The organism is Microcoleus sp. S28C3, from assembly GCF_036700785.1.
Taxonomy (GTDB): domain Bacteria; phylum Cyanobacteriota; class Cyanobacteriia; order Cyanobacteriales; family Microcoleaceae; genus Microcoleus; species Microcoleus asticus.
On sequence record NZ_JAUBPO010000028.1, the window covers coordinates 1 to 19,237 of the forward strand.

Below are 19,237 nucleotides of genomic sequence, written 5' to 3' on the forward strand. Positions count from 1 at the left end.
CGAAAAATCTTCTCTTCATCCCTTGGGCTTGTCTTGGCAACTAGAATAACTGCTACCCCTACTTATTGAGCCGATACGTCTAAGACATATGCAAAATCTATATTAAAACCCTATCTTTTGCAGTTAATTAGGGTACGTATACTTGTCCTCAGCTATTCTAGTTCTCCCTAACGACCTAAAGTTTTGAGGGATTTTAGGAATTACTTGTATCCTGATGGAGTTGTAAAGGCTACAAGTCGTAGGCCGGGATTTTTGGGTATGCCCGCCTAGCTTTATTGTTCTGCTGGCGGAAAAACTCGATCTAACGAGCTAGAGCCTGAACGGCTCCTCCGGCGCTGTTCGGGGATTTAATCGGTTTGCCCGATCGCCCTTCACTCCGCTAACCGACTAGTACAGCTCGGCGTAAGTACACAGACTATATTTGTGGTAGAATAACATAGTTAGCTGAGACCCGTTTAGGTGGGTGATCGAGGAGTCAGAGATGGCCTTATTAATGCCTAAAATATTAAATTTAAGCGATGGCGAGCGTCATCAACTTCAGAAGTTGATCGACAAACACAAAACGCCCCAACAGCTAGTGCTACGAGCCAAAATAATTCTCATGGCATCAGATGGTCAAAACCATCGTGAAATAGCCCGAAGCCTAGAGATTAACCGACAGATGGCTCGCTTATGGCGAAACCGATGGTTGGAAAGCGAGGGAAAAGACTTATCGATTTTGCAAAGATTGCAAGATCAAGAGCGTGTTGGCGCACCAGTAAAATTTACCATGGAACAAGTAACTGAGTTATTTGCACTTGCCTGTTCCTCACCGTCCGATTATGGACGACCAATAAGTCATTGGACGGCGAGAGAACTGGCGGAGGAAATCATGTTTCAAGGCATTATTGAAAGTATATCAGTCCGCCATGTTGGCAGATTACTAGAAGAAGCAGAACTTAAACCACACGCCTCGCGCTACTGGTTAACCCCCCCCTGTGGATGAAGAATTTGATGCAAAAGTTAAAGATATTACAGGCTTATATCTGACTGCGATTGAACGCAGTCAAAATGGAGAACACACTATATCGGTTGATGAGATGACAGGAATTCAAGCCATTGAGCGTCTCGAAAAAGACTTACCAATGCGACCCGCAAAAGTTGCAAGAAGAGAGTTTGAATATATTCGTCATGGCACGCAGACCTTGATAGCGAATTTCAATATTGCGAATGGTAAGATTATCGAGCCAACTTGCGGAGATTCGAGAAAAGAATCCGATTTTGTACTGAATATTCGTCACATCATTGAAACTGACCCCGATGCCCAAAAATGGCATCTGATTATGGATTGTCTGAATACTCACCAATCTGAATCATTGGTGCGTTTGGTCGCAGAAAAAGAAGGCTTAGATATCGACCTCGGTATTAAGGGAAAAAGCGGCATACTTCAATCCATGAAATCTCGTGCTGTTTTTTTAAGTGACCCAACACATCAAATTGTTTTCCACTACACGCCAAAACATTCTTCGTGGCTTAATCAAATAGAGATTTGGTTCAGCATTTTAGTGCGGAAATTACTCAAGCATAGCAAGTTTCACCAGTCAGTACGATCTGAAAAATCGCATCCTCAATTTTATTAACTACTTTAATCAAACAATGGCAAAGCCTTTTAAGTGGACATATAAGGGTAAAGTCTTGGCGGTCTAATAGTCTGTGTATTTACGCCGAGCTGTACTAGCTGAAAGAGCGCGATCGAATAAAGCTCAACTTGTCCAGTGACTCGGTGGACAAGTTACTGGACAAGTTGTAATTATTCTCTGACAGAAGCGCACCCGGTTGCGCTTTTAAAGCAGTGCCTCTAGTAGTTCAATAATTTCCTCTATTTCGTCTCTATCCATCTCGCTGGCAATTTTGAGAATTTTCTCTTTATGGTTGGCTTTTGTGCTAATGTTCCCGGTGTTGAGTTTGCGGCCGCTCTTGTCAGTTGGCTCACTTATTTCTGGCAAAACGCCCTCTGACTGTAAGCGCTTACGGTACTTGCTAACAGTGGGTGTGCTTACACCGCAGAAATCGGCAGGGGTGGTGGCTATTTTTCCGACGGTCTGAAACCAGCTTTTTTGTTTCAGCAAAAATTTAGCAGCCCGTCGAAAAAATCCCGCTAGGGGTTAGGGGGGGATATTTATTTAATCCCTAATAGAGTTTTAAGTTTTTTGCGACCTGAAGCTGTCGTTCACGGTTTGCCCGAATACCAGCAGTTTCAATCCCTAATAGGGTTTTAGGTTTTTTGCGATTCCCAAAGGGCATCATCATCAACGTCCCTGAGATGTTTCAATCCCTAATAGGGTTTTAGGTTTTTTGCGATTCTAATCGATACAAAGCGCAAAAGAATGGAATCTTAGTGTTTCAATCCCTAATAGGGTTTTAGGTTTTTTGCGATGTTCACTCATATTGATGATGAGTCTTTTATTATTGAGTTTCAATCCCTAATAGGGTTTTAGGTTTTTTGCGATCAGCTTGACATTCTCTGCGTGGCCTTTGGCTACCTGTTTCAATCCCTAATAGGGTTTTAGGTTTTTTGCGATACGAAGTCGTCGGTGAAATTCTGGGTACGAACGATGTTTCAATCCCTAATAGGGTTTTAGGTTTTTTGCGATACAACTAAATAATGGGAAGCAGAGCTATGAAATGAAGTTTCAATCCCTAATAGGATTTTAGGTTTTTTGCGATGCAACACTGGTGGACGTTCTAGCCATTCTTATTACTTGTTTCAATCCCTAATAGGGTTTTAGGTTTTTTTCGATATATCTAGAAAAACACATAACTTATTCCGAGATAGTTTCAATCCCTAATAGGGTTTTAGGTTTTTTGCGATAGCTCGTTCCAAAAGACTTGCTGTATTTAGTTTTCAAGGTGCAGTTCCGTGAATCTAAAACAAGAGTACCATTCCAGCCTTCAGCTTGTCAATACCCAAACTTTCATACATTCCAAAAGCTTCTCCTGTAAAGCTTACAGGTTTTCCGTGAATGGTTTTTTCAAATAAACGCCATCAAGCTCTTACTGCATATGAGTTTGAGTAGAAAAAAATGACACCTACCTATTCACGGAAGTGATACTTATGGGTCAAACTTGGAAATGCTGCGGCTAGGCGGGGATAAGCCTAGATAATGCTAGACATATGCTAGATAAGTGTAAGATATATGTTAGACAAGTGTAAGACACTGCGATATCAAGCGCGTGACACACGGCTGTGGGTGTCCTTGCGGACGGTATGGCGGGATTTTTCCAACGGTCTGAAACCAGCCTTTTCGTTCCAACAAAAATTTAGCAGCCCATCGAAAAAATCCCGCTAGAGGTTAGACGGGGAAAAATGTATCTTTTGTGGTAACAACGAGTATTCTATTGACAACTGTGTATATTGCTGCTTTGATGAAATGAATTAACTTTATCATATATGTAGAAAAAGTTATGTCAGTAAATAATTCATTGCTATTCATTGATACTAACAAATACCTTGACTTGTATCGTCTACCTAGTAAGGAAAGTAAGAAGTTACTTGGGGCACTAAGAGAACAAGCAGAATACATCTTCATAACGCAACAGGTAGTTAGTGAAGTCCAACGTAATAAAATTAACGAAGCAGCAAAATTTTTGCAGGATATATGTAAGGAACGAAATATTCCAGGTTTTGGCTTACCAGATCACTTGTCTACCAACTATACTGCTCAGCAGCAAGGCATCCATCAGCAAAAAGAGAACATCAAGAAAAAGATTGATGAAATGAACATTGAAGTTGGTATTTGGGGACTTAATATCATGAAAGAAATCAGTCACTCAGAAGACGAAGTATCTAAAGCGCTCTCTCCAATCTTTGCCAATGCTGTCTCTCATTCTCGCAAAGAATTGCAAAAAGCGAGGGAGCGTAAGGAACTGGGCAATCCGCCAGGAAAAAACAATTCGATAGGCGATCAACTGAACTGGGAGCAAATTCTTACCCATTTCCAAGGAAAGAAACGGTTATGGATCATTTCCAAAGACCCTGACTATGGTACAACCTATGCGGGCAAAGGTTTCCTAAACTGTTTCCTCTACAACGAACTCTGTACTGTTGCATCTGAACCTGAAGTCTCTCTTTTTGTAGATCTTGTTAATGGCATACAGGATTTTGTTGACAAAACAGGAGTGAAAGTTGAACAGCCTTTGACTTCGGAAGAGGTAGAAGAGATCGAAAGAGCAGAAAACTTACTACCACCTCTAACTCAGTTACCCAACAACTTATTTAGGATGTTGGAAAATCTACAGTCCCAGGAAGAAGAGCGACGACGCAAGTTTTTTGGAAGTATACAGTCACTAGAAAATATACAGTCACTGGAACAAGAGCGACGACGCAAGTTTTTTGGAAGTATACAGTCACTGGAACAAGAGCGGCAACGCAAGCTTTTTGGAAATATAGAGTCCCAGCAAGAAGAGCGGCAACGCAAGCTTTTTGGAAATATAGAGTCCCAGCAAGAAGAGCGACAACGCAAGCTTCTTGGAAATATAGAGCCTCAGGAGGAATAGCAACGCAAGATTATCGGGAATATAGATTCAACGAGCTAGGGCGTAAGCCACCTTTTGTATGGTTACGGCACTCTAGTGTTCCAGTAACGCGGTCAGGAGGGCTGCCAACCGCCGTAGCTTCCCCCCTAACACAATAGACCTCTCCAAGAATTGCGAAATCTTTTGTCAGAGCGGATGAGAGCAGTTTTTCATTACTTTTTAATGGCCAGCTCAAAGAACGGAATTATAAGGGTTTTCAGCATTTATTGTTGAAAACTTGCTCAATTATAGGAGGTTGAATACTAATTTTATCCAGTTGATTTACTCACCATATTAACTCGAAAGAACTAAAGCTCCTATGCGGAGTCTTACTAATCCACACACAATTAAAATAACTTTGTTATAACTCTCTGGTCTCAGTCTAAATCTTTCTTTTGCGATGCGGAATATTTTCACTAATCTAATCATATGTTCCACATAAATACGTTGCTGTGCAGATTTTTTATTCTGCTCTTTTTGCTGCTCCGTTAATTCACCATTTTTCGGTTTTTTCTGAGGAGTAGACATTTTTTCTGCTCCTATATAAGCTTTATCTCCTCTAAAATTTTGGGATTTACTAAATTCTTTTTGTCGTTCTTTAAATTGATTAATATCGCTTTTGGGACCGGGGTCGCCTACTTTAATATCAACGATATCTTTTCCTTCAGGTAAAACAATAAATTGATTTTTTCTCGTATGAGCTTTCTTCTTTCCTGAATAAAACTTTTTCTGTTCTTGGTAGTCTGATGGTCTCTCTATATGCTGTTCGGCGCTATCTACTATTAATTCATATTGCGTCAATATTTCTTTAATTAATTCGTAATTGCTCTCTTTTTTTTTGAATTGTTCCAGCAGCGTCGCTGGTAGTAATTCTCCCAAAATTTTTACCCATTTATGAAAAATATTATGGGCTGTAGACTCGCTAACTTCAAATTGAATCCCTAAATATTGAAAAGTATGAAGTTGTGACAAATAAACTAGAGTTAACAGCACTTGTTCTTTGATGGAAAGCTTCGGTTTACATCCGGCTCCTTTCCGATTAATCCGAATTTTATTAATCTCAACTTGCTCGGATTTTTGCTGCGACAAAATTTCAGCATGACTGCATAAATCCTGAAATTGAACCGCAGTGATTCCGATTAACCGTTTGGCTTCTTTGGGGTGTTTTTCTAGGTACTCTAATATCAGGCTCATTAACTTAAAATTTTTACTAATTTTACGATATTTATTCAAGTTTAGCACAAAATAAAAATTTTGGAGAGGTCTAATTAGCGATCGCTAAATTCTGGCAATGATTTATTGTTTACACTGTATACACTCTCTATAACAGGTTTTATAAATACCTAACACCCACAACTGTTGCAGCTACGTCAGGATATCCATATATCCTGATGAATCTGTAGTGCTTCTAGTGGTTGGGTTGGGGGAATAAGTATTTATAACGGCAATTTAACAGTCAGTTAGAGTGGCTCTTAACGGACATCCGCGATCAGCTTTGGCAGAATATCAGTTAGTGCTCCATCTATAAAACGTACCCTTGGGCGATATGCCGAATGAATATGATGAGTTTGGTGAATTACTGGAAAAACTGAAAAACTTTCTCCCCAATGATGGAGAGAAAGAAGTTTCTATTTTGTTTACAAATCTTTATGGAGCTGAGCGCTTAACTCAGCAAATGGAAGTAGAAACTCGCGTCGAGCTGTTTCACCACTATTTTGAAGTGATGGTGGGAACCATTTTCGATCATCGAGGCACAGTAGACAAATACATTGATTCGACGATTATGGCAGTTTTTAATTCACCACTGCCCTTAGAAGACCATGCGCTGATGGCAATTAAAGCGGCATTGGCAATGCGAGAGCGACTACCAGAAATCAACAGTTCCTGGTTCCCAGAAGAGCAACATCCGCTGAGGATAGGAATCGGCATCAATACAGATCGTGTTTTCTGCGGTAATGTTGGTTCCTCCCGACGAATGGACTTCACTGTTGTGGGGCATGGGGTGAATGTGGCTAATCACCTGAGTCAACAAGCGCACCCATATGGCTGCGACATTTTGATTGGTCAAAAGACGTATGAAAGTTGTGTGGAGTATGTTCAGGTGAGAGAAAGAGACTTGACCCAACTGAAACCTGAAGGAAACCCATTCAAGGTTTATGAGTTGATTGGATTGAATGCTTAATTTTTGTCGAGCCAAAATTTTGCTTTATGACCCCAACAACTGATATTGTCCAAAAACTGTGGAATCTGTGCCATGTCGTGCGGGATAACGCGAGTTTGAGATACTAATAACTCGCCTAGCCTCACATCTCATCCAGCACTCCCCTCTGCCGATGGCTAGGAAGTACCAACTTCGTTCCGCTCCAAAACTTTTTTGGGCGTGAACATTGTATAACTCGCTTTGGGTTGCCATCGGCTGCAATCTACAATCTTCGTTGCGATCGCCGGGGGATTTCCTCGTGAACATCGTATAAGAGCTATATGGATTTGAAATTTTGTGTTTCTCTCAGTTTTTAAAAAATTTGACAATTAAATATTTGAACTTGAAACTTGAAATCTAGAATCTAAAATCCAATACCAAAAATCTAAACATCTAAAAACGCTTAACACTTTACCCCGTATAGGTTTGATGCCAACATTGTCAGCTCGCCTAATTTAGGTGTACGCCTAATTTAGGTGTAAATGTTATGGATAAATCTGCTTTGTCGTGTGTTGGGGTGTCTTACTTGTCTTACATCTTGTCTTACTTAGTACCCTACTCTCTAAGATCGCCACAAAAGTTAGAATGTCGCTAGCTCTTGAGGTGTCAAAATGCCTGATGCACCGTTGCCTAAAAAAAATGCTCAAGTTTCAAAACCTAGAGAGTCCAACAAGAATAAAAAATATTCTGAAATTCGCGATCTAGAATATTTATTAGAATTCGAAGTCGGGGCAATTATGACGACCACCGAAGCGAGGGAAAGACTCTGAGAGATATGAAAAATGCTTACGATAACCTCGGCGACTACGAGGTCAAAGCCATAGACTCGGCTGAGAAGCGGTTAGTAATCGCCCGAGAAAGTAAAGACTGCCAAATCCCTTTGTGTTGGGAGCTGGGAAGTCTGGGAAATACTTACCTTTCCCTCAACGACGACGCCAAAGCCCTCGACTATCACCAGCAGTCATTGGTAATCGCCCGAGAAAGTAAAGACCTCAAATGGGTGTGTTGGGCTCTGGAAAATCTGGGAAGTGCTTACACTTCCTTCTGCGACTACGCTAAAGCCATCGACTATCAACAGCAGTCATTGGTGATCGCCCGAGAAATTAAAGACCGCCAAATCGAGGTGCGGGTTCTGGGAAATTTGGGAAGGGCTTACACTTCCCTCGGCGACTACGCCAAAGCCATCGACTACCAACAGCAGTCATTGGTGATCGCCCGAAAAATTAACGACCTCTATACCGAGGCGGAAGCTCTGGAAGCTCTGGGAAATGCTTACACTTCCCTCGGCGACTACGCCAAAGCCATCGAGTACGCTCAGCAGTGGTTGGCGATCGCCCGAGAAATTAAAGACTACGAAAGCGCGGCGGATGCTTGCTGAGTTCTGGGAAATGCTTACACTTCCCTCGGCGACTACGCCAAAGCCATCGAGTACGCTCAGCAGTGGTTGGTGATCGCGCGAGAAATTAAAGCTGTCTTTCACAAGAGGTGACAGTTGAGGGTGTAAAAAACGCATCCGATCTATGTAACCCACATTCCGCACCATGAATGTGTAAGTGTTGTAAGCTTTAGGCGGGAAAATAGAGTTATCCCCATCTATGACTTGAAACCGCGAAAGCTTCATCAAAATCCTTCTATTTCCCAGTCGGTGCATCAAACATCGTAAGGATTCAGGTCTAAAAACTTGCGGCTCCAACGCTTATCTGGCAAGGGTTTTAGGGCAAAATAAGGGTTTTTGTCTTTCGCGGTTAATTGTCAATAAACGAGGAGAAGTGACAGTTTTTCGCGGTTTATTGAGAATAGAGATTGATTTAGTATCAAGCTCCATATCTAAAGTCTTTGCCCAGCAAGGAGTTCAGTGACCTGAATCCTTACCAAACATCTTGTAACAAAAATCAGTCTCAACAATATAGCTTTCGGGGCAGAACCTAGAGTGTTCGCGATTGGATTTTAGATTTTAGATTTGGGATGTTAGGTCGCAAAAGGCGATCGCTTCAGGGTGCAACCCGAGGGGGTAGAAGTAGCAGGGTAAGGTTAGGCAGGGATATCGAGTTTTTCTGACCTTTTTCGTGCATCTTAGCCTTCCTCGAAGCGGGGTTTCAATCCCTGATAGGATTTTAAGGTTTTCCCGACCTAAATAAAAAAGAGATAAACGCTCAAATCATTATCTAGCAAAGGTTTAAACTGTTACTTTGCAACTGATGTCAACTTCGCTATTTCTGAACCTAATTAACAATTCGCCAACTATTTTCAGGTCGTTTAAGCCAAGCTCTTACCGACACAACCATAACCCCAACTTCACCAACAGCACTTCTTAGCGATTCTTCATTTATACTTAATTCTTTAGTCCAATAACGAACCTCATACGGTTGGTTGAGATTAATTCTATTTGGGTCTTCAGGGCCTTTACGGTTCTTATCGTCTGACATTTTTTGGTCTTGATAAATTTATGTTTTTATTCTAACACAATTTTTTCAACCTTCCAAGCTGACTGACCCCAAATTTTATCAGCGCGGGTAAACCAAAAGTTGCCGCGTTCAAACTGTTCTTATAAATACCTAACACGCCACACCCAAAAGCTAGCTCAGCATAAATCAATATCCTGATTTAGCGGCAACGGTTCCAAGTCCTAGGCGGGGATAGTGTAGTTTCCCGCCTATCCGTTTATAGAAATAGTAATTTCTTATTCGCTATCCATTTAGCGGATAATCAACTAAGGGCGATCAGGCTATCCAACAAGCCGATCGCTCCTGGTTTCTCCGTGGTCAGCAAGGAAAAATCAAAGAGCGGCAGACCTAGGAAAACTTTCAGCAATATACGTTTTTATGCGTTTTTATGAGATTGCCCCTCACCTTTTAGCTGCTTAAACTCTTCAAATTGCGTCTTGCCAACTATCGCCACAATATCGACCGATGCAAGAAAGACCCGCGTCGGTTGCCTCCGCAAAATCCTCCTCAATAGCTGAAGCTACGGCGCGAGATGGGTAGCCGCTCGTCTGTTTGATTCTATGAGCTCCGTCATGGGCGATCGAGCTGTCGCTCAAGCCGATCGCTCGATACCCAGGTGTGACGGCAGGAATTGACGCCAGTGCTGCTACGAAGTTGTCACAACAACAGGAGTAATGTGAGCAATCGGCACAGTCGAATATCGGGTAAAAATCAAGCTACTTAACATCTATGATGCCCCATTCATAAGGGTGCATTATTTTATCTCTGCACGTAAAAGTCTGGTTTGTACGGACAAAAACATTGCTTGCTACCAAAACTAAACAGCCATAACCAGTCCCAACAGGTCAACACACGAACAGCACAAAAAAGCAGCAATTTGGCAGAAAATTGCAGGCATTTGCAGGATATTTACAGGCATTTGCAGGTAGAATACAGCCCCTGCAAATGCCTGTAATCTCACTGATTTTATACTGCAAATGCCTGACTTTATACTGCAAATGCCTGACTTTAGGACACACAGAAATTAGCTAATTTTTAGCCTTTTTAACAACAAGTGAATTGACTTAATAGTCAAGTTACAGTATGTAAATTGAATTAAAAATCAAATTTAAGAGTATGAGAAAATTGGCAACACAGCAGCCGTTATGTCAGCCTTGACAATTGCATAAATTGCTGTTGTCGGACTCGCGCTTTGCAATCGGCTAAACAGTTGTTGTCTGATCAAGCTTGACAGTCGGATAAAAATTTACTCCCTGACCACGATCGCGACTTGATTTTTTAGGGAGTAACGGCGATAGCCGGATGCACCGCAATGTTCGCGAAAGCTGTATGTGCAGCGAAAATTGTTGACAAATAGATTGGAACACCAATAATAATTATTGGCAGCGGTATCAGTAATTAATGTCGCAATTAGAATTTTTTTTAGCTAGCGTTTTGCTTGCTTAAACCACAGTCAACAGGACTTACGTAGAGGCTCTATCTGTATGCCGCGCACGGAGCACCTTACGCCACAGATAGTCTAAAAATTTCTCAGTTGCGTAAGTCGTATCAATTTTTTAAGCTGTAAAAGCTAATCCAATTCAAAATCTTGGGTGTGCCGTTTATACGGTTGGTTATTTTGTTTGTGAGTTGGCTGTTCTTGCTCAATTAATTGTATCCAGATATCATTCCAACTTGACTGTGGATTGACAAGTTCTGCATCCGGCAGCAACGATCGCGCATTTCGAGCGAGGTGAGAATCTTCTGCGATCGCTATAATAACGCTATCGAGTTCTTGTAAGAATTCTATAGGCAGTTGTGAAGCTCGTTCAATTCCTAGGTAAAGTGTCACTGGTACTGTTGTAGAGTTATCCTGTTCAATAAGCAAAATTGAAAGAGCTTCGATTGGGTTACAAGCAATCACAGCTCGCTCAATTTCTCCAGTAGTGGCTACCCAGAAAGCAGCTTCAGATGACAGGGGATGGGTTGTAGTAAAGTTGCCTCTTTCATCTAGAACAAAAGCGAAGCTGGCTTCCCCCTCAAGCGTCCGTGCCGTAAATACAGCCTTTTCTGAACCGGCATACAGCCAAGAATGAGAGTGCAATAAATTAAGCAATTCTAAAGGCAAACTGTACTCAACTGCTAGATGCGATCGCACTTTTTGCCACTCAGTTTCATTCCTTTCAGGCAGGATTGACAGTTGTAACTCTAACTCATTTGCTGTTGCACTCGTTCCAGGTACGGTTGCTGCTAGCTCAGATTGTGACAACCCTAACTCATTTGCTGTTGCACTCGTTGCAGGTGCGGTTGCTGCTAGCTCAGATTGTGACAACTCTAACTCATTTGCTGTTGCACTCGTTGCAGGTGCGGTTGCTGCTAGCTCAGATTGTGACAACCCTAACTCATTTGCTCTTGCAGGAGTTCCAGGTGCGCCTGCTACTAACTCGAAGTGTGACGACTCTAGCTCGTTTTCCTCTGCCTCGCCAGGGGCGTTCGCTAAGTGTTGTGGCTGCATTAAAGCCTCAATTAGCGCATTATCTCGCCCTTTGTCATAGCTAACGCCTCGATGCTTCTGCAATCCACAAAAAGTGTAGGCTTTACCCAACTGAGTGCCACTTAAAGCTACCCCATCTAAATTGTAAGAAATGCCTTTACTGAAGCCAGTTCGAGTTAGCCTGACTTGCACCTCTACACCTTGTTGCTGCAACCGCTCAACTAATTCTGGCATACTTGGGTTGTCTTGAGTAACTTCATCAATTAGGTCTTGCAATTGCACTCTGACACTCTTGTTTCCCTTGCTTTTTAATTGCCTGTGTTCTCCTGTAGTCTGAGCTCGCTTATCTATTTCCCAACTGGGTGCAATAGTTTCTAAATTGTAGTCTCGTTCAAGCTGGCGAATTACTTCTTGGCTTTTGTAGTAATCCCAGCTATCATCAACAACACTTCCATCTAGGCGAATGCGACTGGCGACAATGTGAATGTGGTCGTGTTCTGTATCGCTGTGCTTGACAACTGCGTATTGGTTGTTGTCAAATTCCATCGCTTTCATGTAGTTGGCTGCGATGGCTAGCCAGCGCTGGTCATTTTCTTCAGAATCTTCTAGTTTTTCGGTGCTTGCAACAGATAAAGTGGCGTGAAAAACTGCTACTTTCAGGTTAGGTCTTAGTTGTCGGGCGATCGCAAATTCAGCAGCCAATTCTTCAGGTGTTTGTCCGCACATAGTACCGCCAATTAGAGTGGCTTCTTTTTTGCCCAGCACGTAGTTCAGACAGCCTCGAAAGCCTGTACCTTTGATTTGTTTGCCAATCATAACCGAAAAGGTGTCAGTTTCACAGCATCGATTGCTCAGGCGGTAAAGCCCAGGCTTGTTAATAATTAGCGTACTGTAGATTTGGCGAAGTTTGCAACTATTGTTTTAATTGCCTTCCCGTTTTCTCGAATGAGTTGCTGTACGCTTTCTAAGAGTCCTGTATTGACAACCACTGGTTCTCCCAATGCCACAGCACTATTGCAAGCTTTAGCCATCTGATTGAGGTTGTTTCCTGCAATTCTCAATTGGGCATCCATCTTGCATAAAACTTGATAGGCTTTTAAGTCAAATGCAGCTAGAGGGCGTGGCATTGCTCTCTTCAATGCTGCACGACGGATGAAGTCGCTCATACTCAAATTTACTTGGTTCGCTAATGTTTGAATTTGGCTATAATCCGAGTCTGTTAGGCGAATGTGGATATGGTTTGATAGCCGTTCTCTGGGTCTTGCTTTCAGTAAAGTTTTCATAGCTTTTAATCAGGAATCACACTATGAGCCAAGATACAAGTTAATAACTGTAATCGACAAGCGCTATTCAGGTGAATTTATCTCCCCCAATTGGAGAGGGCTATTTAGACAGTTTATTAACGTAGAGACTGACGATAATTTCCTTTATTTGTATAAAAAGTTGGTTTAGGTGCGATCGCACTTGAATAAGTGATGAGCTTGTTGAATTGCTTTTGAAGCATTTTCTCCCTCTAATTTCTTATGATTGTATAATATTCAGCTTAAATCGTAGTACAAATAGTTACAATTGTCATTAAAGCTAAAGAAAGTATTAAACCCGACCTTACGGTTAGGCTTCCGTAAAAGGAGGGTGCATTATTTCTCTTTCTGCACGTAAAAGTCAGGTTTGCGATCGCAAAAACATTGCTTGCTATCGCTCATCCCTGCTCTTTTCCTTGGTTTCCCAGCTTGCATAAATTTGAGTTTTTGTGAGTTTTTGTGAGTTTTTTGCTGCAAATACTGCTTCGACTTCAGCTAATAGTTCAAGCTGAGCTTGTATAGTTTTACTCATGAAAACTCACAAAAACTCAAATTTATGCAAAAAAAATCATGAAAAGCCAGTCTCAAAAAGTTAATTTTGAGGTTTTTTACCGTGACGGTACACTTAATATCAATTTAATAATTTAACAGCAAACTCTGCACTCCCAATTCAAGGAATTGTAGCAGAGGCTCAAAAGTGGTAGCCGTTTTCTAGCAAGAGTTGCAGTTCAGTTTGTTTGGCTTTATTGAATGCAGTGCTACCGCACTTTTGTACAAAAAAGCGAAGTGCCTCAATATTTTTTTGCTGCCAGAATGCTAATAGCGTTACTTCGGCAAGCCAGTAAATTTTGTAGTCAAAGCAAAAGCCGCCACAATAGTATGAGCAATCAGCACAGTTGGATATCGGGTAAAATTAAGCCCCCTGACACTCCATCCCTAGTTTTTAGGTGTTTGTGGCGATAGCTGCACGGCGATCGATTCAAAGCCAAACCTTTGTGTGATTTGAATTATTTTGACTTTAAAAACTACAACTCGCGACTCGACTCCGCTGCCCTTACTCGAATATCCGAATCAGCCTGTAATTCGCTACCACTGGCTCCCCATTGACCCTATCAAGTCGATGCTCGCTGTGATTATCGTTCGTCCGACAGCTAGCAAGAGCGCGATCGCCTTGCACTTAGGATTACCGCATTCATGAGGGTGCATTGTTTTTGTTTCTGCGCGTAAAAGTCAGGTTTGTGATCACAAAACCATTGCTTGCTACCGAGAGAGAACAGCCATAACCAGCCTCAACAAGCTAAGGCAGTCCTTGCACAAAAAAACAGCAATTTGACCGAAAAAATCAGGCATTTGCAGGATATTTTCAGGTAAATGCAGGTAAAGTGCAGTCCCTGCAAATACCTGCACTTGCCTGACTTTATACTGCAAACGCCTGACTTTATACTGCAAATGCCTGACTTTAGCTGACGCAACAATTAGCTAATTTTTTAGCGTTTTTAACAAAAACTGAATTGACTTAATAGTCAAGTTCCGGCATCGGAATTGAATAAAAAATCAAGTTGAGCAAGTGTGAGAAAATTGGCAACACAGTAGCCGTTATCTAAATTGAATTAAAAATCAAGTTGAGCAAGTGCGAAAAATTTGGCAGCGTAGCAGCCGTTATGTCAGCCTTGACAGTCGCATAAATTGCTGTTGTCGGACTCGCGATGAAGCAATCGGCTAAACAGTTATTGTCCGAGCGAGCTTGAAAGTCGGATAAAAATTTACCGCCTGACTCGGTTTACAGCAGTCGGTCGGTTTACAGCAGTCGCTCGACTTCCACCTATTAATGGCGGTTATAATTCATCACCTTATTAATACAGGCAGTAATCTCTAGGCGTAAAGAGCGATCGCTAATATATTCCCACAAAAAATTAGTTCGCCGTCCCTGTCCCATACCTTACTGCTCTTATTGAGGCATGGACGCTTCAGTAGCGACTCGCGAGTCGTTCCTTATTCCATATCAATAAGGTTTGAACTGCGGGTAAGCAGTACGCTCAATATTCATGAGGGTGTATTATTTTTTCTCTGCACGCATTAATCATGGTTTGTGATCACAAAAACATTGCTTGCTACCAAAACTAAACAGCCAAAAGCAGCCTCAACAAGCAAAGGCACGAACAGCACAAAAAAGCAGCAATTTGGCAGGAAATTGCAGGCGTTTGCAGGATATTTTCAGGTAAATGCAGGTAAAATGCAGCCCCTACAAATACCTGCTTTCCGCCTGACTTTATACTGCAAACGCCTGATTTTATACTGCACTTGCCTGACTTTAGGGCACACCAAAATTAGCTAATTTTTTGGTGGTGGCTTCGATCGACGGTGCGGAGAGTTCGCTAAAATATTTTGGGCAACGCGCGACCAATTCCTGAAAATCTAGGAAGTGCCGATCGCCCACAACCGCCACTAATTCCGCCTCATCAAATTCGCCACGGTCGATCGCCTGCTGCAAGTCACAATCAACACCCGCCGCTACACCGGGAGACTGCCAGCCAGTAGCTTCTAGAATCCGCCGTGCAAAACTCTGCACAATTGGCGGCGGGGCCAATAGTTCGCGGTATTGGGTTTGCTCTGATTCGGTAAGGTCGCGCCAGATTTGTGTGCGATCGGCGTGGCCAGCTTCGCAGACTTCTTTGAGGATTCCGGCGACGTGACGAGCTGTTGGGCGATCGGCTGTGGCAATTGCGGCACGAATAAAACCTAAGCACTCGGCGTGGGTGGCGGGATCTTGCTGTGCGGGCGATCGGGACTGTTTGTTGGGTAGGTTCTAGCATGATGCGTCCTCCCAGCGGATTTGATGCGGCCATGCCAGCGTTTCAGTCCAGCCGCCAACTTGCTCTATCAGCATTCGCAACTGAGCGCCGTCTGTGGTGGCAAGGAATCTTGCCCGCACCCATTCCCGCCCCCAGCGCCACACCCAGCCCATTCTGCCTTTACTTGTCGGTGGCCCCGTCTCTGCCGAAGCCTCGCCCGCCGTCGTATTTTCTGGGGTGGTTTTTGTCATAGATGGTTCTATTTGAGTATTAATAAAATCAGTACCATCTATGACAGCATCTAAAGCATATGGGGCGGAAGTTTCAGCCGTTTTTGCAGCAGCCTTTTTAGCTTCGACTTTTTGACTCATTCTGGCCGCTGTCAAGGCAGAAAGTTCGTGCCAATTTTCGGGTAGGGAGCATACGCGGATGGGGCCTTTTTTTGTTAACTTTGTTGTGGCTTCAGGCTGGTAGTGGTAGGTATAAAGTCGATCTTTACCTTCCCCCCTGGTTTGCCGACTGATTAGCGACACGCCGATAAGTCTCAAAAGTCGGTTAACGTACTTGATGCCGCTCTTGCCGGGATTCCCTAATATTTTTGCAACATCCTTATTTTTTCCCCATTTCAGAAACTCCTGGATTTCGGGAGATTCCTCCGACCAAGTGCGATCTGGGTCTAAAAACTGCCTAAGCTTAAGCTCGCTAAGAGTCTTAAGCTTGAGCCAGCGGGAGCTATGGTCTGACAGCGAACTTTCCAGCTTTCCCGTCTCCCATTTGCTTCGCTGCAAGTATTCTGCATCTTCTGGATTATTGAAGAGCCACGCTGTCTCTAGTTGCGTTAGGAGCGATCGGTCATCAAACCTGACCCGGTGTACAAATTGCCAATTCCAAAGTTCGGTATTCTCAATCCCCGGTAATTGGGTCTTAAGTCGGCATTTTTCCGCTTGGCATCTTTCGGGCCAGCTTGCTTTGTTGCTGCGGGATATTTCCTGTGCTTCCTCTAGGGATATGTCAGGAGCCTCGAAAATTTCCTGTGCCTCTTTTTCCTTACAGAGAATTTTGTTTTCTATGTGCCTCCCTGATTCGTCAATCCCGATCGATGGGCGATCGACTTCGTACCCATCTGCGATCAAAGCTTGCACGAGAAATTCTCGTAGCTCAGATTTCTCTAGATTCTCCTGTGCTTCAAAGTGGCAATAAGCTTTAAAAAGTGGGTCTGAGTATTGGCGCTCAAGTTGGGCCTTGATATCCTCCATATATTCTTCGGCACCTAATAATCCCTTCTCAATGTCAATATTTAACTGAATTTGAAGGTTGATTTGATTGGCATAGTAAGAAGTGCGATCTGAGTTTTGAAGCCCAAAACCAGGACAGAGAATGGAAATTTGATTAAGCGGATGCCTTACGCGCCGCAGCATCTGAATCAAGGAATTTACACCCAAAACCCCGCAGAATAAACCGAACACGTCGGTACACCATTCGAGAATGCTGATGTCAATGCCGTTTTCAAGAGTTGGGGTATAGATAATCCAGGCCGGATTATTTTTCTCAATCCAAGCATCTGGGTCAGTTTGGAATTCAACCAGATCGGGGTCTGTCGAGTTTTTGGAACAAATAAGCAAGCCCTTTCCGAATCTCTCTGTGAGAGTAATGGCAAGGGCTTCAGCTTCCGGCACAGAAAAATCGGTCGCTATTGCGGGGCAACCGGAGTTTTCTATGAGGTTGATAAAAGCCTGTTTTTCGGCGGCTGTTGGTTTCCCGCTCTCAGTCTCGAAAACGCGGGCTTTCGGGCAATTTCCCTTGTATTCGTTCAAATGCTTGATTACCCGCTTGTTCCCGGCAATTTTCGCGACCATTGAGACTGTATAGTCGGTGAGGTGCCCGTCTAGTAAGATAATTCGATCGGCATCCTGACACCCCTGACTAAATCGCTCTTTGGTAGCTTCCCGATCGCGCCTCAAGGTGGAACTCATCAATAAATGCCTGAGAACGCTTTCTGCCTCGTCAAGAATTATTGTTGCCCCCTCAAAAATCTCAGGAGGAAGCTTCATTAAAGAGTCAAAACATAAGCACAGTCGGGCGTTGGGGTCTTTGAACATCTGATAACCGTTGTGGGCGTTGAGATGGTAAAACCCACATTTCTCGGCTGTCTGTAGCAGCAGACCGTTTCGACTCCCTAAAACGATGATTCTGCCTTCTGGATTACTGGCAATGATATCTTTGAGCCATTGAGTCTTGCCCGTCGCTAAACCACTTAAAATGCCCGTAATTGTGCCGGATGCTGGTGCGGAGGCGTGAAAATAGCGCGAGTTAATGGCGCGATCTGGAGTATATTGCCGATTGCGTCGCCATTGGGCCTCAATCCTTAGCTTCTGGTAGTCTTTAGCTCCCGATAGAAGTGCATCTACATCACCGCCTGCCACAGCAAAATCATCGATCGCTTTATGGGGGCCGGGGAGAAGGGCAATTTTGCAGGTAACGTTAGCAAACAGTCGAGATGTAGTGCTGGCAGCTTTGAATTCTGGGGTTTCAAAACAATTTCCGTCACGGTAGTCGAAGGTAAAAAATACGATACGTCCTTTGGTATCAAAGGGTTTAAGCGCTTCGTGCAGTTCGTGGGCAATTGCTTTTTGATATTGTGTTCCGTTGGGTTTTGTGATGGTTTCGCCGCGCTCGGTTACTCTATAACCGGTTGTGATTCCTGGTAGACCGATTGTCGCGTATCCGCGACTAACTAGCAAAGCTGCCTTTTTTTCTCCTTCAGTGATGACGATCGGGCAACCGCTACTCTCAGCCCAATCCCAAAATCCAAGCCATTCCCCGCCCAATCCAATTACGGGAAATTCTGGCATGGGTAAGCCAGCTTTTTCGGCTACTAATTTCCCAACTCGAACCGTAACAGCGGGGAAGAAAATTTCTAAAGGCTTGCCTTTTGGCTGGTGGTACCGACGCAATGAGCCTTTTTCATCTAACGCGATCGGTGCGCCTGTGAGTTGGCGAAAGCGACCATTAGCTATCCAGCCACCAGCAGCAGGGCCCGCAGGCCGAAAAATTCCCTCTGATTTGATAATCCCGCTTCTGGCTGCTTTTGTACCTCCGGCTAGATCGGAGGGTATGTAAAAATTTGGGCCAAGGAAATATCCCTTACTTCCCTCGCACCGGGCAAGATTCCGGGCTGCCTCTACACTGATACCGCTGTTGTTGGTCTTGTCGCTATCGGCGAAAATCGGCTCATATACAGCAGTTCCGATCGCAGAGGGGAAGTTCAGATCGTAGATGTCTTCGGCAACTCCCGATCGAACCACAACATCCTCATAGCAGCGCTGATTTACGTATTCTGCGTAATCTTTGCCAAACTTATCTAAACCTGCCGAATTCGGGAATGAATCTTGACTAAAATTGTCTGAATTTGGTACAATGGTGTCCATAGCGGGGTTCCGTGGAAGGTTGACCCGCTACACCTATATTTAAGA

At 43.3% G+C, this 19,237-nt stretch carries 17 protein-coding genes and 1 CRISPR repeat array; of the genes, 7 read left to right on the top strand and 10 right to left on the bottom strand.

Annotated elements, in window-relative coordinates; genetic code table 11:
- The first annotated feature begins 481 nt into the window (after positions 1 to 481).
- Together QUA13_RS10735 and QUA13_RS10740 are read left to right on the top strand one after the other, a co-directional pair.
- A complete protein-coding gene (locus QUA13_RS10735) occupies positions 482 to 985 on the top strand; it encodes a helix-turn-helix domain-containing protein (RefSeq protein WP_333109808.1) in 504 nt (167 codons plus the stop codon).
- Positions 978 to 1,619: a transposase gene (locus QUA13_RS10740; RefSeq protein ID WP_333198287.1), complete on the top strand. Its 642-nt coding sequence runs from the start codon at positions 978 to 980 to the stop codon at positions 1,617 to 1,619. The genes QUA13_RS10735 and QUA13_RS10740 overlap by 8 nt, the downstream gene beginning before the upstream one ends.
- A 204-nt stretch (positions 1,620 to 1,823) precedes the next feature.
- On the opposite strand, the gene QUA13_RS10745 is transcribed toward QUA13_RS10740, so the two are convergent.
- Entirely contained in the window at positions 1,824 to 2,108 is a 285-nt protein-coding gene (locus QUA13_RS10745; protein WP_333198288.1) for a hypothetical protein, read from the bottom strand.
- Between the two features lie 51 nt (positions 2,109 to 2,159).
- A CRISPR array of direct repeats spans positions 2,160 to 2,851; the repeat unit is 37 nt; unit sequence GTTTCAATCCCTAATAGGGTTTTAGGTTTTTTGCGAT.
- A 593-nt stretch (positions 2,852 to 3,444) separates the two neighbouring features.
- Here QUA13_RS10745 and QUA13_RS10750 point away from each other — a divergent pair.
- Positions 3,445 to 4,536, top strand: coding sequence for a PIN domain-containing protein (locus tag QUA13_RS10750; RefSeq protein WP_333198289.1), 1,092 nt, complete (start codon positions 3,445 to 3,447; stop codon positions 4,534 to 4,536).
- A 312-nt stretch (positions 4,537 to 4,848) separates the two neighbouring features.
- On the opposite strand, the gene QUA13_RS10755 is transcribed toward QUA13_RS10750, so the two are convergent.
- Positions 4,849 to 5,748 carry a transposase family protein gene (locus QUA13_RS10755; protein WP_333198290.1) on the bottom strand — a complete coding sequence of 300 codons (900 nt, stop codon included), beginning with the start codon at positions 5,746 to 5,748 and terminating at the stop codon, positions 4,849 to 4,851.
- A gap of 352 nt (positions 5,749 to 6,100) precedes the next feature.
- Here QUA13_RS10755 and QUA13_RS10760 point away from each other — a divergent pair, with 352 nt between their 5' ends.
- The 3 genes from QUA13_RS10760 to QUA13_RS10770 all read left to right on the top strand — a co-directional run bounded on the left by QUA13_RS10760 (position 6,101) and on the right by QUA13_RS10770 (position 8,132).
- Complete coding sequence (locus QUA13_RS10760) at positions 6,101 to 6,736, top strand: adenylate/guanylate cyclase domain-containing protein (RefSeq protein WP_333198342.1); 636 nt, start codon at positions 6,101 to 6,103, stop codon at positions 6,734 to 6,736.
- A 629-nt stretch (positions 6,737 to 7,365) separates the two neighbouring features.
- Positions 7,366 to 7,524 carry a hypothetical protein gene (locus QUA13_RS10765; RefSeq protein WP_333198291.1) on the top strand — a complete coding sequence of 53 codons (159 nt, stop codon included), beginning with the start codon at positions 7,366 to 7,368 and terminating at the stop codon, positions 7,522 to 7,524.
- Between the two features lie 5 nt (positions 7,525 to 7,529).
- On the top strand, positions 7,530 to 8,132 hold the full coding sequence (locus QUA13_RS10770; RefSeq protein ID WP_333198292.1) for a tetratricopeptide repeat protein: 603 nt from the start codon (positions 7,530 to 7,532) through the stop codon (positions 8,130 to 8,132).
- A gap of 844 nt (positions 8,133 to 8,976) precedes the next feature.
- Here QUA13_RS10770 and QUA13_RS10775 read toward each other — a convergent pair.
- The 5 genes from QUA13_RS10775 to QUA13_RS10795 form a co-directional block, all read right to left on the bottom strand.
- Complete coding sequence (locus QUA13_RS10775) at positions 8,977 to 9,180, bottom strand: DUF3606 domain-containing protein (protein WP_333198293.1); 204 nt, start codon at positions 9,178 to 9,180, stop codon at positions 8,977 to 8,979.
- Positions 9,181 to 9,623: 443 nt separating this feature from the next.
- The gene (locus QUA13_RS10780) at positions 9,624 to 9,794 is read right to left on the bottom strand and encodes a hypothetical protein (protein WP_333198294.1); all 171 of its coding nucleotides are present in this window, start codon (positions 9,792 to 9,794) and stop codon (positions 9,624 to 9,626) included.
- Positions 9,795 to 10,768: 974 nt separating this feature from the next.
- Positions 10,769 to 12,487, bottom strand: coding sequence for a relaxase/mobilization nuclease domain-containing protein (locus QUA13_RS10785; RefSeq protein WP_333198295.1), 1,719 nt, complete (start codon positions 12,485 to 12,487; stop codon positions 10,769 to 10,771).
- A 65-nt stretch (positions 12,488 to 12,552) separates the two neighbouring features.
- Entirely contained in the window at positions 12,553 to 12,954 is a 402-nt protein-coding gene (locus tag QUA13_RS10790) for a plasmid mobilization protein (RefSeq protein WP_333198296.1), read from the bottom strand.
- Positions 12,955 to 13,363: 409 nt separating this feature from the next.
- Positions 13,364 to 13,504, bottom strand: coding sequence for a hypothetical protein (locus QUA13_RS10795; RefSeq protein WP_333198297.1), 141 nt, complete (start codon positions 13,502 to 13,504; stop codon positions 13,364 to 13,366).
- 480 nt (positions 13,505 to 13,984) lie between these two features.
- On the opposite strand from QUA13_RS10795, the gene QUA13_RS10800 reads away from it, so the two are divergent.
- Positions 13,985 to 14,170, top strand: coding sequence for a hypothetical protein (locus tag QUA13_RS10800; protein WP_333198298.1), 186 nt, complete (start codon positions 13,985 to 13,987; stop codon positions 14,168 to 14,170).
- Positions 14,171 to 15,283: 1,113 nt separating this feature from the next.
- Here the strand turns inward: QUA13_RS10800 and QUA13_RS10805 are convergent.
- The 3 genes from QUA13_RS10805 to QUA13_RS10815 form a co-directional block, all read right to left on the bottom strand.
- The gene (locus tag QUA13_RS10805; protein ID WP_333198299.1) at positions 15,284 to 15,541 is read right to left on the bottom strand and encodes a hypothetical protein; all 258 of its coding nucleotides are present in this window, start codon (positions 15,539 to 15,541) and stop codon (positions 15,284 to 15,286) included.
- On the bottom strand, positions 15,514 to 15,702 hold the full coding sequence (locus QUA13_RS10810) for a hypothetical protein (protein ID WP_333198300.1): 189 nt from the start codon (positions 15,700 to 15,702) through the stop codon (positions 15,514 to 15,516). Before QUA13_RS10810 ends, QUA13_RS10805 begins: the two co-directional genes overlap by 28 nt.
- A 76-nt stretch (positions 15,703 to 15,778) precedes the next feature.
- Positions 15,779 to 19,192 (bottom strand): plasmid replication protein, CyRepA1 family, encoded by a 3,414-nt coding sequence (locus tag QUA13_RS10815; protein ID WP_333198301.1) that lies wholly within the window; start codon positions 19,190 to 19,192, stop codon positions 15,779 to 15,781.
- Between the last annotated feature and the right edge of the window lie 45 nt (positions 19,193 to 19,237).

Coding starts and splice junctions, on each gene's coding strand:
- QUA13_RS10735 (WP_333109808.1), top strand. CDS start 482: ATGGCCTTATTAATGCCTAAAATATTAAATTTAAGCGATGGCGAGCGT.
- QUA13_RS10750 (WP_333198289.1), top strand. CDS start 3,445: ATGTCAGTAAATAATTCATTGCTATTCATTGATACTAACAAATACCTT.
- QUA13_RS10755 (WP_333198290.1), bottom strand. CDS start 5,748: ATGAGCCTGATATTAGAGTACCTAGAAAAACACCCCAAAGAAGCCAAA.
- QUA13_RS10760 (WP_333198342.1), top strand. CDS start 6,101: ATGCCGAATGAATATGATGAGTTTGGTGAATTACTGGAAAAACTGAAA.
- QUA13_RS10765 (WP_333198291.1), top strand. CDS start 7,366: ATGCCTGATGCACCGTTGCCTAAAAAAAATGCTCAAGTTTCAAAACCT.
- QUA13_RS10770 (WP_333198292.1), top strand. CDS start 7,530: ATGAAAAATGCTTACGATAACCTCGGCGACTACGAGGTCAAAGCCATA.
- QUA13_RS10775 (WP_333198293.1), bottom strand. CDS start 9,180: ATGTCAGACGATAAGAACCGTAAAGGCCCTGAAGACCCAAATAGAATT.
- QUA13_RS10785 (WP_333198295.1), bottom strand. CDS start 12,487: ATGATTGGCAAACAAATCAAAGGTACAGGCTTTCGAGGCTGTCTGAAC.
- QUA13_RS10790 (WP_333198296.1), bottom strand. CDS start 12,954: ATGAAAACTTTACTGAAAGCAAGACCCAGAGAACGGCTATCAAACCAT.
- QUA13_RS10795 (WP_333198297.1), bottom strand. CDS start 13,504: ATGAGTAAAACTATACAAGCTCAGCTTGAACTATTAGCTGAAGTCGAA.
- QUA13_RS10815 (WP_333198301.1), bottom strand. CDS start 19,192: ATGGACACCATTGTACCAAATTCAGACAATTTTAGTCAAGATTCATTC.